The organism is Variovorax sp. CAN15 (genome assembly GCF_030462475.1).
GTDB lineage: Bacteria > Pseudomonadota > Gammaproteobacteria > Burkholderiales > Burkholderiaceae_C > Variovorax.
The window spans coordinates 1-15,616 of the sequence record NZ_JASMRZ010000061.1 but is presented as its reverse complement, the minus strand read 5'-3'; the positions used below and the strand labels follow the sequence as shown (position 1 = coordinate 15,616).

The following is a 15,616-nucleotide window of genomic DNA, read 5'->3' as shown; positions in this document are numbered from 1 at the left end:
TTCCGACGGCGCTCATTGCGATCTCGCTTTTCCTACTCCTGATACCGGACCCATGAAAACTCTCTCGACCCGGAAACTGCTCGCCGGGACTTTCGCGATCCTCGCGCTGCTGGTGCTGCTTGTGAGCCTGCTGGCGCTGCGTTCGCTGAGTGCGGCCGACCACCGGTTCTCCAGCTACGTCGCCGGCATCGCGCACCGCAAGGCGCTGACCTCCGAGATCGGCATCGCCGCCAGCCGGCGGGCCATCGGCGTGCGCGAGATGGTGCTCGTGCAATCGGAGGCAGACCGCGACCGGGCCAAGGCGATGGCGGTCGGCAGCAACGAGAAGCTGCAATCCGCCCTGAAGGAACTCAAGAAGGCGCTCGACACGGAAAACGACGTGACGCAGCGCGAACGGGCCATCTTCGAAAAGATGGAAAAGACCGAAAAGGAATACCTGCCGATTGCCCTTTCCATCGTCGAACTCGCCGCCGCTGGAAGACGCGAGGAGGCGATCGAAAGAATGAATACCGCGTGCAGGCCGTTGCTCCTGCAGCTGCAGCTCGCCTCGGTCGAATACGCCGACTACAACGCGGAAATATCGCAAAAGGATGTCGAGGCCTCCGCGGCGGCCTATTCGCGGCAGCTGAAGTTGCTGCTCGCGCTGAGCTCTTTCGCGGTGCTCGCGGCGGTGGCGCTCGGCGTCTTCATCGCACGCCGTCTTTTTTCGGCGCTCGGCGGCGAGCCGAAATTGCTCAGCGTGGCGGCCCACAGGGTCGCCGAAGGCGATCTGAGCGAGATCGACGGCGCGCACGAGGCGCCGCAGGGCAGCGTGCTGGCGTCCATGGTCGCCATGCGGCGCCAGCTGGTCGCCCTGATCGGCCAGGTCCGCTCCTGCGCCGACAACATCGCGGTCGCGAGCGCGGAGATCGCCCAGGGCAACAACGACCTTTCCCGCCGGACGGAGTCCGAGGCCTCGTCGCTGCAGGAAACCGCGGCCTCCATGGAAGAACTCAATGCCGCCGTCAGGCGCAACGCCGCCAGCGCCACCGAGGCGAACAGGCTCGCCGACGGCGCGAGCAGCGTGGCGATGCGCGGCGGCGAAGTCGTGGTGCAGGTCGTGGAGACGATGAAGAGCATCAACGACGGCAGCAAGCGGATCGCGGACATCATTGGCGTGATCGACGGCATCGCGTTCCAGACCAACATCCTTGCGCTGAACGCCGCCGTGGAGGCTGCGCGCGCCGGCGAGAAGGGCCGGGGCTTCGCGGTGGTCGCCTCCGAAGTGCGCAGCCTCGCCGGGCGCTCCGCCGACGCCGCGAAGGAGATCAAGGCCCTGATCGGCGCGAGCGTCGATCGCGTCGAGGCCGGCTCGGCGCTCGTCGACCGCGCGGGCGCCACCATGGCGGAAGTCGTCGATTCCATCAGGCGGGTCGCAAGCATCGTCGGCGAGATCAGCACGGCCAGCTCCGAGCAGAGCGCCGGTGTCGCGCAGGTCAGCGCGGCGGTGACGCAACTGGACCAGGCCACGCAGCAGAACGCCGCGCTCGTCGAGCAGAGCGCGGCCGCGGCCCAGAGCATGAACATGCAGGTCGAGCAGCTTGTGCAGGCGGTCTCGGCCTTCCGGGTCGGCAAGCCGCGCCCCGATGCCATTGCCGCGCGTACCGTCGAGCCGGTTCTTCGGCTCTCGGGCGATAGCGCACTGGCGTAGGAATCGGAACGCCCACCCCCGCCGCCACCGGGGCTGGCATGCGGGTAAACGTTAAAAACGGAACATTGCGTTCCGAAAATCAATGGCCTAGGATTGGTTCGAACAAGGGCGCTCGCCCTTGAAGAACCTCCCCCGGGACCATTGCATGCCTGAAGAAGAGTTCGACTACATCGTCGTCGGCGCGGGCTCCGCCGGCTGCGTGCTCGCCGGCCGGCTCAGCGAAGACCCGGCCACGCGGGTGCTGCTGCTCGAGGCGGGCCCGGCGGACCGGTCGCTGTGGATCCACCTGCCCATCGGCTACGGCAAGACGATGTGGAGCCCCACCTACAACTGGCGCTTCGAGACCGACCCCGACCCGAACATGAACGGCCGGCGCATCTACTGGCCGCGCGGCAAGACGCTGGGCGGCTCGAGTTCGATCAACGGCCTGATCTACATCCGCGGCCAGCGCGAGGACTACGACCACTGGGCCGCGCTGGGCAACGACGGTTGGAGCTACGACGACGTGCTGCCCTACTTCATCCGCTCCGAAGGCAACCAGCGCGGCGGCGACGCCTTCCACGGCGGCGAAGGGCCATTGAGGGTTTCGGACATCGCGGCGAAGCACGAGCTGATCGAAGCCTTCATCGACGGCGCGGCGCAGACCGGCGTGCCGCGCACGAACGACTTCAACGGTGCCGCGCAGGAAGGCGCCGGCTACTACCAGCTCACCACGCACAAGGGCTGGCGCTGCAGCACGGCCAAGGCCTACCTGACGCCGGCGGTGAAGCGGCGGCCCAACCTGCGCATCGAGACCGAGGCGATGGCCGGGCGGCTGCTGTTCGACGGCAGGCGCGCCGCCGGCATCAGCTACCGCCAGGGTGGCGAACTCAAGACCGCGCGCTGCCGCGGCGAGGTACTGCTGTCGGCCGGCTCGCTGCAGTCGCCGCAGTTGCTGCAGCTCTCGGGCATCGGGCCGCGCGCGCTGCTCGATCGCTTCGGCATTCCGGTGGTGCACGAGCTGCCCGGCGTCGGCGAGAACCTGCAGGACCATCTGCAGATCCGGCTGGGCTACGAGTGCACCAAGCCGATCACCACCAACGACCAGCTCAACTCCTGGTTCGGACAGATGGGCATGGGCCTCGAATGGCTGCTGCACCGCACGGGCCCGCTGGCGGTGGGCATCAACCAGGGCGGCTGCTTCATGCGCGCGCTGAAAGACGCGGACGGCCGGCCGGTGGCGGCCACGCCCGACATCCAGTTCCACGTGGCCACGCTCTCGGCCGACATGGCGGGCGGCAAGGTGCATCCGTACTCGGGCTTCACGATGTCGGTGTGCCAGTTGCGGCCCGAGTCGCGCGGGCACGTGCGCATCCGCTCGCTCGACGCGGCCGAGCCGCCGGAGATGCAGCCCAACTATCTTTCGACCGAACTCGACCGCGCGACCACCGTGGCCGGCGTGAAGGCCGCGCGCGCCATTGCCGATTCGCCCGCGATGCGCCCCTACGTGAAGCGCGAGGTGAAGCCCGGCCCCGGCGCGGCGAGCGATGCAGACCTGCTGGAGTTCTGCCGCAACAACGGCGCCACCATCTTCCACCCCACCGGCACCTGCCGCATGGGCGCCGACGCGCTCGCGGTGGTCGATGCGCGCCTGCGCGTGCACGGCGTGGCGGGGCTGCGCGTGATCGACTGCTCGGCGATGCCGACGCTGGTGTCGGGCAACACCAACGCACCCGCCGTGATGATGGCCGAGAAGGCCGTCGACCTGATCAGAGAGGACAACCGCAAGGACGCGAGGGCGGCAGCCGCCACGCACTGAGTTTTTCTGCAAGCCAAGGCCCGCAGAGGCCGCCACGACAACCTCATCGGAGACAACGACATGAGCGCAAGCGACGAGAAAGCGATTCGCAGGGTGGTGGTTTCGGCCCTGGTGGGCGCCACCATCGAGTGGTATGACTTCTTCCTGTACGGCGTGGTGGCCGGCATCGTGCTCAACAAGCTCTACTTCCCGGGCAGCGACCCGGTGGTGTCGACCTTGCTGGCCTACACCACCTTCGCGGTGGGCTTCGTCACGCGGCCGCTGGGCGGCGTGATCTTCGGCCACTTCGGCGACAAGATAGGCCGCAAGAGCATGCTCATCATCACGCTGATGATCATGGGCGTGGCCACCTTCCTCATCGGGCTGGTGCCCACCTACGCGCAGATCGGCATCGCGGCGCCGCTGCTGCTCCTGGTGCTGCGCGTGGCGCAGGGCATCGGGCTGGGCGGCGAATGGGGCGGCGCGGTGCTCATGGCCTACGAATACGCGCCGAAGGAGAAGCGCGGCTTCTATGCCTCGCTGCCGCAGATCGGGCTGGCCATCGGCCTGTGCATGGCCTCTGGCGTGGTGGCGCTGCTGTCGTCGCTGCTCACCGACGAGCAGTTCCTCTCGTGGGGCTGGCGCATCGCCTTCCTGATCTCGGGCGTGATGGTGATGGTGGGCATGTACATCCGCCTGCACGTGAAGGAAACGCCGGAGTTCGCGGCCGTGAAGGCGCGCAACGCCGAGCTGCGCATTCCCTTCATGGACATGCTGCGCCGCTACCCCGGCAACGTGCTAAAGGGCATGGGCGCGCGCTACATCGACGGGGTGTTCTTCAACATCTTCGGCGTGTTCTCCATCAACTACCTCACGAGCACCATCAAGATCAACCGCACCGAGGCGCTGCTGGGCGTGATGGCGGCGGCGGTGGTGATGTGCTTCGCCATTCCATTCTTCGGCCGCATGTCGGACCGGCTGGGGCGGCCGCGCGTGTACATGTGGGGCTCGCTCATCACCGCCGTGTCGGCCTTTCCGGGCTTCTGGCTCATGACGCACAGCGGCGGCAACGTGCTGCTCATCTGGCTGTCGATCATCATTCCCTTCGGCATCCTGTACGCCTCGGTGTACGGGCCCGAGGCCGCCCTCTTCTGCGACCTGTTCGACGCCAAGGTGCGCTACACGGGCATCAGCTTCGTCTACCAGTTCTCGGGCATCTTCGCCTCGGGCATCACGCCGATCATCGCGACCGCGCTGCTGAAATCGGGCGGCGGCGAGCCTTGGCAGATCTGCCTGTACGTGCTGTTCGCGGGCGTGGTGTCGGCGGTGTGCGCGTGGATGATCGGGCGCAGCGCGTCGCCCGCCGATGCGCCGGTGGCGGTGCCCTCGCGCTGAAGGGTTCTTCCGGCGTCCTTCTCAGAGCGCGCCGCCCATGCCGAGCGCGCGCATCACGGCTGCCGTGCGCGTCTCCACGCCCAGCTTCACGTACACGTGCTCGAGGTGCTTGTGCACGGTGCGCGGGCTGATCTGGAGCAAGGCGGCGATCTCGGCGTCGGTCTTGCCGCGCGAGAGCCAGTGCATGACGTCGCCTTCGCGGGGCGTGAGGGTGGGCGCGATGACGGGCGCGATGACGGGCGGAAGAGCGGCGGCGGGCATCGGCGCTTCCGCCCGGCAGGTCAGCCGGTACAGCAGAGCCACCGCCACCGCATGCTCCAGCCCCACGCGGCGGTAGCGGTCGGCCTGCATCGAGGCCCGGCGGAACTCGCGCCGGCCCGGTGCCTTCGTCGCGATGCGCCGGATTGCATGCACGCCGTGATGCCGCACAGGCGATTGCCCGGACTCCAGCTCTTCCAGCAGGCGAAGTGCGCTCGCGCAACCGTTGCGCGTGAGATGCGTCATGGCATGCCCCTTTCATCCTGCATACGCATTGCTGCGTATGGCGCCTGTATCCGTGGGGACGCAGGATGGTCCGCTGTCCCTCTGCCGCGAACCAGTATAGGCAGGCGAGGGGCGCGCGAGCCGTCCGCCGGCGAAGGGGATACACATGGCTATCGACGAAACAAGGCTTAACGCGTTCATGGGTAACTTCGTCCATGACATCGGGGCCGTGATGCATGCGGCAACCATCGTCGTGGGCGACCAGCTCGGCCTGTACAAGGAAATGGCCAAGGGCCCCGGCACGGCGGAAGAACTGGCCAGGCGCACCGAGACCGATCCGCGCTACCTGCGCGAATGGCTCTCGGCCCAGGCCGCCAGCGGCTATGTGGAGTACGACCCGAAGAGCGAGCGTTTCTCTCTCACCGAAGAGCAGGCCTTCGCGCTCGCCGAGGAAGGCAGCCCGGCCTTCGTGCCAGGCGCATTCCAGATCGCCGTGGCGCAGTTCAAGGCCGTGCCCAAGATGGTCCAGGCCATGCGCACCGGCCTGGGCATCGGCTGGCACGAGCACGACCCCGCCCTCTTCCACGGCACCGAGCGGTTTTTCAGGCCCGGCTATGCGGCCAACCTCGTGAGCCAGTGGATACCGGCGCTCGAAGGCGTCTCGGCCGCGCTCGAACGCGGCGCGCGCGTGGCCGACGTGGGCTGCGGGCATGGCGCGTCGACGCTGCTGATGGCGCAGGCCTACCCCGAGTCGAGCTTCATCGGCTTCGACTATCACGCACCCTCCATCGAGCGCGCGCGCGAAACGGCGCGCAAGGCCGGCATCGACGATCCGAAGCGCCTGAGCTTCGAGGTCGCGAGCGCGAAGGACTTTCCGGGCAAGGACTACGACCTGGTCGCATTCTTCGACTGCCTGCACGACATGGGCGACCCCGTCGGCGCGGCGGCGCATGTGCGCGGCAGCCTCAAGCCGCAGGGCACATGGATGCTGGTGGAGCCCTTTGCCAACGACCGGCTGGAGGACAACATGAACCCCGTGGGGCGCGTGTTCTATTCGGCGTCGAACTTCATCTGCACGCCGGCCTCGCGCTCGCAGGAAGTGGGCCTGTGCCTGGGTGCGCAGGCCGGCGAGGCGCGGCTTCGCGACGTGGCCGCCAAGGGCGGCTTCGCGCATTTCCGCCGCGCCAGCGAGACGCCCTTCAACCTGATTTTCGAAGCACGTCCGTAAGGACATTCCAGGAGGTGCCGCCATGTCACGCCAATACATCGATTGCCGCGAGTACCCGAGCACGACGAACTGCAGCGTCGCGCTCAGCGCCGACACCGAGAGCGAACTGCTCGATGCCGCCGTGCAGCATGCCGTGACTGTTCACGGCCACACCGACACGCCGGAGCTGCGCAAGCAGCTCGCGGGCCTGTTCAAGATGGGAACGCCGCCGCTGCAGGCACCCACCGCGCCGAAGGCGCCTGCCTGACGGTCGCGCACCGATCGCCGCCGCGCGACGGACAAAGCGCGGCGATGAATACCTTCGGATGAATGCAAGCCGGCGCCTTGCAGCAAAAGGCTCGCGCGCCGGTCGAACGCCCCTTGCCCGCCAAGCGCGCTTTGCGAAGTCGCGCTATGGTTCGCTGCCACCCACGGCGAACCAGAATAAAGGCAAGGCCCATGATCGATATCAACATCAACGGCCAGTCCGTTGCCATCGACGCGCCCGACGACATGCCCCTGCTCTGGGCATTGCGCGACATCGTCGGACTCACCGGCACCAAATTCGGCTGCGGCATCGCCCAGTGCGGCGCCTGCACCGTGCACCTCGACGGCCAGCCCGTGCGATCGTGCGTGCTGCCGGTCGGCGCCATCGGCAAGAAGGCCGTCACCACCATCGAAGCCATCGCGCAGACGCCCGCGGGCAAGAGCATCCAGAAGGCATGGCTCGATGTCGACGTGGTGCAGTGCGGCTACTGCCAGTCGGGCCAGATCATGTCGGCCACCGCGCTGATACAGCGCACGCCCAACCCCAGCGATGCCGACATCGACCTGGCCATGTCGGGCAATGTCTGCAGATGCGGCACCTACTCGCGCATCCGGGCTGCCATCAAGCAGGCGGCCACCGGCAAGGCTGAGGTGATGCAGTCGGTGGCCGTGCTGCCTGCGGGGAGCGCATCGTGAAGTCGCTGGACCGCACCGGCAGCGGCACGGGCAACGGCATCGGCGGCATCAGCCGCCGCGCGGCCATGCAGGCCGGCGGCCTCGCACTGGCCTTCACATGGCTGGGCACGGGCAAGGCCTTCGCCGCGATCAATCCGAGGCAGCAGCCGGGCGACGCGGCCGCCGCGCTCGCCGACGGCAACCCGGCCTTCGCGCCGAACGCCTTCATCCGCATCGACGCCGACGGCGGCGTGCGCCTCGTGATGCCGATGGCCGAGATGGGCCAGGCGATCTACACCGGCTCGGCGATGCTGCTGGCCGAAGAGCTTGGCGTGGAGCTCGACCAGGTGCGCGTCGAGCACTCGCCGGCCAACGAGGCGCTGTACGGCATGCCGCTGCTCGGCGGCCAGATCACCGGCGGCTCGACCAGCACGCGCGGCACCTTCGGCGTGCTGCGCGAGGCCGGCGCCGTGGCGCGCACGCTGCTGGTGAGCGCGGCAGCGGCGCAGTGGAAAGTCGACCCCGCGAGCTGCACGGTGGCGCGCGGCGTGGTGAGCCACGCGGCCTCGGGCCGGCAGCTCGGCTTCGGCGCCCTCGCGGGAGCTGCGGCCAGGCTGCCGATGCCGGGCAAGGTGACGCTGAAGGAGCCGAAGGATTTCAGGCTGATCGGCCAGCCGCTGCGGCGCGTCGACTCGGCGGGCAAGGTCAACGGCACGGCGCAGTTCGGCATCGACGTGCGCGTGCCCGGCATGAAGGTGGCGACCGTCAAGGCAAGCCCCACGCTGGGCGGCGTGCTGGCCTCGGTGGACGACAAGGCCGCGCGCGCCATCCCCGGCGTGATCGCGGTGCTGCGGATCAATGACGCGGTGGCCGTGGTGGGCGAGCATTTCTGGGCCGCGAAGCAAGGGCTCGAAGCGCTGAAGCTGCAGTGGACGCCGGGGCGCAACGCCACGCTCACCACGCAGCAGCTGCGCACGGCGCTGGCCGATGCGCTTGCGAAAGACAAGGCCATCGTCGGCAAGGAAACCGGCAAGCGGCCCGAGGGCACGCTGGTGCAGGCCACCTACGACCTGCCGATGCTCGCGCACGCGACCATGGAGCCGCTGAACACCACKGTGCATGTGCGGCCCGACGGCTGCGACATCTGGGTGGGCACGCAGGTGCCGGCGCGCTGCGCGGGCGTGGCCGCGAAGATCACCGGCCTGCCGCAGGACAAGGTGGTGGTGCACAACCAGTACCTGGGCGGCGGCTTCGGCCGTCGGCTGGAAACCGACTCCGTGGAGCAGGCCGTGGCCTTCGCCAAGCAGGTGCCCTACCCGCTCAAGGTGGTGTGGACGCGCGAAGAGGACATCCGCCACGACATCGTGCGCCCCATGTACCACGACGACATCTCGGCCGTGGTCGATGGCGAGGGCCGCGTCCTCTGGTTCGGCGACCGCATCGCGGGCGGCACGGTACTGGGCCGCTGGGCCCCTGCCTTCATGGGCAAGGACGGCATGGACGGCGACCTGATCGAATGCGTGGCCGAGCCCTGCTACGACCTGCCGAACCTCAAGGTCGAATGGGTGCGGCACGACATGCCGGCGGGCCTGAACGTCGGCTGGTGGCGCGGCGTGGGCCCCACCCACAACCTCTTCGTGATGGAGAGCTTCATCGACGAGCTCGCGCACCGCGCAAAGAAGGACCCGGTGGCGTACCGCCGCGCGATGCTGCAGAAGAACCCGCGCACGCTCGCGGTGCTCGACCTCGCGGCCAGCAAGATCGGCTGGGGCCAGGGCTCGCTGCCCGCGCGCGTGGGGCGTGGCGTGGCCGTGGGCGATGCCTTCGGCAGCCGCGTGTGCGCCATCGTCGAAGCCGAGGTTTCACCGCAGGGCGAGGTGCGCATGCGACGCGCGGTGGTCGCGGTGGATTGCGGGGTCGCGGTGAACGCAAGCTCCATCGAGGCGCAGGTCCAGGGCGGTCTGGTGTTCGGTCTGAGCGCGGCGCTGTTCAACGAGATCACGCTGCGCGACGGCGCCATCGAGCAGAGCAACTTCCACGACTACCGCACGCTGCGCATCAACGAATCGCCGTCGATCGAAGTACATGCGGTGAAGAGCGCCGAGGCTCCCGGCGGGCTCGGCGAGGTCGGCACCGCCATCGCGGCACCGGCGCTGGCCAACGCGATCTTCGCGGCGACCGGCGTGCGCCTGCGCGCGCTGCCTGTGAACCGTGCGCTGCTGGCGCAGGACAAGGAGGCGCTGAAGAAGAAGGTCGCCGATGCAGGGCCTGGCGAGGGATTCGATGAAGGGAGGTCGGCATGAAGCGGTTCTTCAAGACCCTGGCGGTGCTGGTGGTCATCGGCGCCGGGCTCTACTTCTTCCTGAACCGCACCGACGGGTCCGAAGGCCAGGCTCCGGCGCTGGCCGGCGCGCCGGTCGATGCGGCGCTGCTGGTGCGCGGCGAATACCTCACCAAGGCCGCCGACTGCATCGCGTGCCACACGGTGCCCGGAGGCAAGGGCCAGCCTTTCGCGGGCGGGCTGCCTTTCGTTCTGCCCTTCGGCACGATCTATTCGTCGAACATCACGGCCGACCCCGAGACCGGCATCGGCAAATGGACAGACGAGCAGTTCGTGCGCGCGCTGCACGACGGCGTGCGCGCCGACGGCAAGCGCCTGTACCCGGCCTTTCCGTACACCTCGTACACGGCGCTGAGCCGCAACGACGTGCTCGCGATCAAGGCCTACCTGTTCAGCCTGCCCAAGGTCAGCCAGCCGAACCGCGAGGCCGACCTCGGCTTCCCGTTCAACCAGCGCTGGGCCATGGGCTTCTGGAACGCGGCCTTCTTCAAGAGCGAGCGCTTCGAGGCCGACACATCGAAGCCGCTCGCGTGGAACCAGGGCAAGTACCTCGCCACCGCGCTGGGCCACTGCGCCGAATGCCACACGCCGCGCAACTTCGCCTTCGCGATGGAAAAGGGCAGCGAGCTCGCGGGCGAATCCATCCAGGGCTGGCGGGCCTACAACATCACTTCCGACGCGAAGAACGGCATCGGCGCCTGGAGCGACGCCGAGATCGCCGCCTACCTCACGACCGGCCATGCCGAGGGTCGCGGTTCCGCATCGGGCCCGATGGGCGAGGCGGTGGAGCACAGCCTGCAGTACCTGAAGCCCGAAGACGCCTCCGCGCTCGTGAGCTACCTGCGCACGGTGCCCGCGAAGGCAGGAAAGAACCCGATCGAGGTCGATGCGAAGGCGCCGTGGGCACTCGCGGCGAGCGCCGCCGCGCCGGCCGCCAACACGGCCGAGGGCCACGAGCTGGGGCTGCGGCTCTTCGCATCCGCCTGCGCGAGCTGCCACCAGTGGAACGGCAAGGGCCAGCAGACCGCCAACGCATCGCTGCTGGGCACGCGCGGCGTGAACGACCCGGAGGGCTCCAACGTGACGCAGATGATCCTGCAGGGCGTGCGCATGCACGTGCACGACAGGGAGATCTACATGCCCGCCTTCGGCAAGGCCTACACCGATGCCGAGGTCGCGGCGCTGGCCAATTACGTCATCGCGCAGTTCGGCAACAAGCAGGCGGCGGTAACGCCGGAGTTCGTCGCGAAGCAGCGCGCGCAGGCTCCAGGCCCCTGACCCGGCCGGCTGGTCGCCAGGGGCCGCCGCATCTACACTGCGGCCATGAAAAGAACAGGGGAAGCACAGCGCTGCCTGCAGCCCGTGGTGGAGCTGCGGAAGGAAGTTTCGTCCTACGCCTACTCCGTTCGCGCGCCCCGCTCCAGGGGCGTGATACCTCCCAGCTCGTACCGCAACGGCGGCTTCGCCACGCTGGCCGATTGCCTCGGCGACGTGGCGCGCGCGCTGGGCGGCGACTTCTCGCGCATCTACGTGCGGCTCGACGGTCTCTGCGTGGGCGAGCGCGACATCGCGGAGCTGCGCCGCGAGCCCCAGAGAGTCGCCGTCGAACTGAAGGCCGGGCTCGAAGCCGAGCTGAAGGCGAAGGCCGTCTTCGAGTTCAGGGCCGAGACCTTGTCTGAGCCCGGCGAAGGCTGATCGCGATCACCAGCCCCACCGCCGCCGCGCCGGCACCGGCCAGGAACACACCGCCGTACCCGGCCCTGTCGGCCAGCAGCCCGGCGAGCGGGCCAGTCAGCCCATAGGCGACATCCTGGAAAGCGGAGAAGCCGCCCAAAGCCGTGCCGCGCAGATGCGGCTGCACAAGGTGCACGACCTCGCGCCCCATGGACGGAAAGATCATCGAGCAGCCCAACCCCGTAAGGAACGCGCCCACAAGGGCGACCACCGGATCGGAAGCGCTCCAGATCAGCGCCTGCCCCACGGTCTCGACAGCGAGCGAGCCGATGGCCACGGGCAGGCCGCCCACGCGGTCCGGCAGATGGCCGAAGAGCACGCGCACGAGCACGAAGCCGCCGCCGAAGGCCGTGAGGCCCAGCCCGGCGTAGCGCCAGTGCTGGTCGAGGAAATGCAGCGTGAAGAACGCGCCGATCGCCGCGAAGCCGATGCCCTGCAGGCACACGATGGTGCCGTGCGGCCAGACCTGGCCGATCACGCGCCAGAACGGCGGACGCTCGGCGCCGGGATGCGCGGGCACGCCGGCCATGCGCCAGATCGCCAGCATGCCGAGGCACGGCAGGATCACGCCGACGCTCATCACGCCGGCATATCCGAAGCGCTGCTGCAGCACGAGGCCGATCGGCCCGCCGACCGCCAGCGCGCCGTAGATCGCGGCGCCGACCAGCGCCAGCACCTTGCCCGAGCGCACCGGGCCGACGAGCCCGATGCCCCAGCCGATGATGCCGACGCCGACCAGGCTTTCGCCGAGGCCGACCAGCAGCCGGCCCGCGAGCAGGACGAGGTAAGCCGTCCAGGGCGACTGCGCCAGCAGGCCCGCGACCAGCGAGACCAGCGCGCCGCTCACGTAGAAGACCAGCCCGCGCGTCACCGCGGACTTGGCCCCGGCGCGGTCCGATTGCGTGCCGGCGTACGCCCGGCTCAGCACGGTGGCGAGAAAGGCGATGCCGACGCCGAGCCCGGCCCACACGTTGCCCAGCCCGAGCTGCCCCGTCACGAAGATCGGAACGACGGGCAGGGACATGCCGACGCAGAGATAGGAAATGAAGAGGATGGCCGTCAGCAGCAGCAGGCGGCCCTGCGCGGGGTCGCGCGTCGATGATGGTGGCAACGATGAAGTCGTGGCCCGTGTCGATGGAGAAGTCATGGTGTGTCGTCCAGGTTCGTGGTGTTCTCCCGGCCGACCGGAGCGCGCATGCGAACGCACCCCGACCGGCAAGGGTCGTGGAGTGCGTTGGTTGACGTCAGACGCTTACGGCCAGTGCGACTGGCACTGCTGATGCGAGCGCCCGGCCTATCCGAGCCGCATCGACAGTTCGACGTCCTCGCCGAACGGCGTGGACATGTAGCCCGAAGCGGGCGAGCGCACATGCGCGAGGTACTCGGGGCTGTGGTCGGCGTTGTCCGCGACGACGAAGGCACCGGGCTTCAGGCGGCTTTCGACGAGCGCGAGGATCTCCGGATAGAGCGCCTTGGCGCCGTCGAGCAGCAGCAGGTCGATCGATTCGGGCAAATCGGCGGCGAGCGTCTGCAGCGCATCGCCCTCGCGGATCTCGACCAGCTCGGCAAGGCCGCCAGCCTCGAGGTTGCGGCGGGCGCGCGCCACCTTGGAGGGCTCGAACTCGGTAGTGATGATGCGGCCGCCGCCGTTGTCGCGCAGGGCGGCGGCGAGGTGCAGCGTCGAGATGCCGAAGGAGGTGCCGAACTCGACGATGTTCCGCGCGCCGCCGCTGCGCGCCAGCATGTAGAGCAGCAGGCCGGTCTCGCGCGAGACGGGGAGCGGAACGTCCTTGAGCCGCGCGTAGAGATCGAGGTAGCCGGTCTTGCTGCGCATCAGCTTCGAGCGCTCTTCGTCGGACAGGCCGGCGACCGCCGCGCTCATCGCGGGCGATGCCTCGGCGGCCTCGGCGAACAGGCGCTCCAGCAGGGGCGCCAGCGGTTTGTTGGTGAGGGTTGTCACAGGAGTTCTTCGTGTTGGAGTGAAGGTTGGCGAATAATATGAAGGAACATTCACATTTCCTATTCGCGTTGCGAACCCCGCCCATGGCCGACCCACGAAGCGCACCGATCTCCTCTAGAAGAAAGCCCAAGCAGGCCCGCTCCAACGACCTCGTCGCGGCCATCCTCGAGGCAGCCCTTCAGGTTCTGGAGAAGGAAGGCGCGCAGCGCTTCACCACCACGCGCGTGGCCGAGCGGGCCGGCGTCAGCGTCGGCTCGGTGTACCAGTACTTTCCGAACAAGGCGTCGATCCTCTTCAGGCTGCAGAGCGACGAGTGGAAGCAGACGAGCGACATGCTCTGCGGCATCCTCGAAGACGCGCAGCGTCCGCCGCTGGAGCGGCTGCGCATGCTGGTGCATGCCTTCGTGCGCTCGGAGTGCGAGGAAGCCGGAATGCGCGTGGCGCTCAACGACGCCGCCCCGCTCTACCGCGACGCGCCCGAGGCGCACGAGGCACGCGCCGCCGGCGACCGCATCATGCAGACCTTCATGCGCGAGGCCCTGCCCGATGCCGGCGACGCCACGCGCGCGCTGGCGGCCGACCTGATCACGACCACCTTCAGTTCGGTGGGCAAGCAGTTCTCGGAGAGCCCGCGGACCGACGCGGAAATCGAGGCCTACTCGGACGCCATGGCCGACATGTTCTGCGCCTATCTGCAGAGCCTCGGGCACGGGCAGGAGCCCGAGCCGTCGAAGAAGCGCCCTCGCCGCCCGGCACGTCCCTAGCCTTTTGTATTTCCATCGAAACACCGCTTACCTCTTGATGCAGTTCAGGGGATGGCCGCGCCAAGCGGCATCGCGCCTGCAGCGCCTTGGGCCTCAACCGGCGGTGCCGGCGCTTGCGCTCCCGCCTGCTGCGTCACCGATCCGCCCCGCCTAGGTACCCGCTTCCGGGCATATCGCCGGCAGCTACGCGTACTTACATTTTTGACTTGCAAATCGAAAACGACGGCATGTGCAGGCGGCGTACAGACGCGCCCCCGCACGCGGGAGCCTGCCCGTTCAGGTGACGAACGAAGAAATTGAGAATCCATGAACAAGGTTTTTCGGACCCTCTGGAATCCATCCCGCGGCACCTGGGTCGCCGCACCCGAAACCTCGCGCGGCCATGCACGCTCGGCCGGATCGGGTGAGCCGCGCAGCCTCGCCCTTGCCTTTGCACCTGCGCTCGCGGCACTGCTGCTGGGCGCCGGTCCGGCAATGGCGGCAGGCGGGGCGGGCGGCCAGCCGGCCAACGACACCTCGCTGCACGCCGGCTCGGGCGGTGCCGACGGCAGCGGCGGCAGCGGCGGGCTCAACGACACCACGGTGAACGCGACCGGAGGCACGGGAGGGTCGTCGACCGAGGCGGGCCCGACGGCCGGCGCCGCCGCCAACATCGGCTCCTTCGCCGGTGCCACCGCCGGCACGGGCGGCGCGGCGGGAGCCGGCAGCAACGTCGTCAGCCCCGGCGTGCTGCAGGGCGACAACGGCGCGGCCGGCCAGTCGCAGACAGGCGACTTCAGCAACGGAAACGGCTACGGCGGCGGCGGCGGCGGCGGATTCCAGGGCGCATCCATCGGCAGCGGCGTCACCACCTCTTCCGACAGCTACACGGGTGGCGCCGGCGGCGCGGGCGGCAACGGCTACTGGGCAGCCGGCGGCGGCGGCGCGGGCGGCTACGGCTCCATCCTCATCGGGCCGACCGGCAACTACACGGCCACCGGCAGCTCGACGGGCGGCGCGGGCGGCAAGGGCGGCGATGCTTTCTCGCAGGGCGGCGGCGGCGGCAGCGGCGGCGCCGGCTTCTTCCTGAATGCGACCACCTCGGGCATCGTCTTCACCAACAGTGGCGCCGTCACCGGCGGTGCCGGCGGCGCGGGCGGCTCCGAGTTGCTGCCGGCGCGCAGCAATGCATCGGGCGGCGGCGGCGGTGCCGGCGGCAGCGGCATCACGCTGACGGGCAGCGCGGTCTCGGTGACCAACACCGGCGCGGTCAGCGGCGGCACTGGCGGCGCGGGCGGGGCCGGCGGCGGCGGTGCAGGAGGCATGGGGGCGGCTGGAGCCGGC

14 protein-coding genes are annotated in these 15,616 nt (G+C 69.1%); 11 read left to right on the top strand and 3 right to left on the bottom strand.

Translation table 11 applies throughout. The features are described 5' to 3' along the window. Positions 1-52 precede the first annotated feature (52 nt). The 3 genes from QMO14_RS25530 to QMO14_RS25520 all read left to right on the top strand — a co-directional run bounded on the left by QMO14_RS25530 (position 53) and on the right by QMO14_RS25520 (position 4,862). On the top strand, positions 53-1,690 hold the full coding sequence (locus QMO14_RS25530; protein WP_301510580.1) for a methyl-accepting chemotaxis protein: 1,638 nt from the start codon (positions 53-55) through the stop codon (positions 1,688-1,690). A 145-nt stretch (positions 1,691-1,835) separates the two neighbouring features. Next, the gene (locus QMO14_RS25525) at positions 1,836-3,488 is read left to right on the top strand and encodes a GMC family oxidoreductase (protein WP_301510579.1); all 1,653 of its coding nucleotides are present in this window, start codon (positions 1,836-1,838) and stop codon (positions 3,486-3,488) included. A gap of 60 nt (positions 3,489-3,548) precedes the next feature. Then, positions 3,549-4,862, top strand: coding sequence for an MFS transporter (locus tag QMO14_RS25520; RefSeq protein WP_301510578.1), 1,314 nt, complete (start codon positions 3,549-3,551; stop codon positions 4,860-4,862). 21 nt (positions 4,863-4,883) lie between these two features. Here the strand turns inward: QMO14_RS25520 and QMO14_RS25515 are convergent, their stop codons facing one another. Further along, entirely contained in the window at positions 4,884-5,366 is a 483-nt protein-coding gene (locus QMO14_RS25515; RefSeq protein WP_301510576.1) for a helix-turn-helix transcriptional regulator, read from the bottom strand. 145 nt (positions 5,367-5,511) lie between these two features. Between QMO14_RS25515 and QMO14_RS25510 the strand changes: the two genes are divergently transcribed. From QMO14_RS25510 to QMO14_RS25485, 6 genes are all read left to right on the top strand, one after another. Next, a complete protein-coding gene (locus tag QMO14_RS25510) occupies positions 5,512-6,573 on the top strand; it encodes a class I SAM-dependent methyltransferase (protein WP_301510574.1) in 1,062 nt (353 codons plus the stop codon). A 22-nt stretch (positions 6,574-6,595) separates the two neighbouring features. Further along, entirely contained in the window at positions 6,596-6,820 is a 225-nt protein-coding gene (locus QMO14_RS25505) for a DUF1059 domain-containing protein (RefSeq protein ID WP_301510572.1), read from the top strand. 191 nt (positions 6,821-7,011) lie between these two features. After that, positions 7,012-7,515 carry a (2Fe-2S)-binding protein gene (locus tag QMO14_RS25500; RefSeq protein WP_301510570.1) on the top strand — a complete coding sequence of 168 codons (504 nt, stop codon included), beginning with the start codon at positions 7,012-7,014 and terminating at the stop codon, positions 7,513-7,515. Between the two features lie 65 nt (positions 7,516-7,580). Next, positions 7,581-9,797, top strand: coding sequence for a molybdopterin cofactor-binding domain-containing protein (locus tag QMO14_RS25495; protein WP_367618171.1), 2,217 nt, complete (start codon positions 7,581-7,583; stop codon positions 9,795-9,797). Then, positions 9,794-11,113, top strand: a complete 1,320-nt coding sequence (locus tag QMO14_RS25490) for a cytochrome c (protein WP_301510568.1) — start codon at positions 9,794-9,796, stop codon at positions 11,111-11,113. The genes QMO14_RS25495 and QMO14_RS25490 overlap by 4 nt, the downstream gene beginning before the upstream one ends. 45 nt (positions 11,114-11,158) lie before the next feature. After that, positions 11,159-11,530 carry a hypothetical protein gene (locus tag QMO14_RS25485; protein WP_301510566.1) on the top strand — a complete coding sequence of 124 codons (372 nt, stop codon included), beginning with the start codon at positions 11,159-11,161 and terminating at the stop codon, positions 11,528-11,530. On the opposite strand, the gene QMO14_RS25480 is transcribed toward QMO14_RS25485, so the two are convergent. After that, complete coding sequence (locus tag QMO14_RS25480) at positions 11,493-12,716, bottom strand: arabinose transporter (protein ID WP_301510564.1); 1,224 nt, start codon at positions 12,714-12,716, stop codon at positions 11,493-11,495. The genes QMO14_RS25485 and QMO14_RS25480 overlap by 38 nt on opposite strands. A gap of 147 nt (positions 12,717-12,863) precedes the next feature. Then, positions 12,864-13,529 carry an O-methyltransferase gene (locus QMO14_RS25475; RefSeq protein WP_301510562.1) on the bottom strand — a complete coding sequence of 222 codons (666 nt, stop codon included), beginning with the start codon at positions 13,527-13,529 and terminating at the stop codon, positions 12,864-12,866. Between the two features lie 83 nt (positions 13,530-13,612). Between QMO14_RS25475 and QMO14_RS25470 the strand changes: the two genes are divergently transcribed. Both QMO14_RS25470 and QMO14_RS25465 read left to right on the top strand, forming a co-directional pair. Beyond that, positions 13,613-14,293 (top strand): TetR family transcriptional regulator, encoded by a 681-nt coding sequence (locus tag QMO14_RS25470; protein ID WP_301510560.1) that lies wholly within the window; start codon positions 13,613-13,615, stop codon positions 14,291-14,293. A gap of 306 nt (positions 14,294-14,599) precedes the next feature. Then, a partial coding sequence (locus QMO14_RS25465) for an ESPR domain-containing protein (protein ID WP_301510558.1) occupies positions 14,600-15,616 on the top strand: 1,017 nt, incomplete at its 3' end.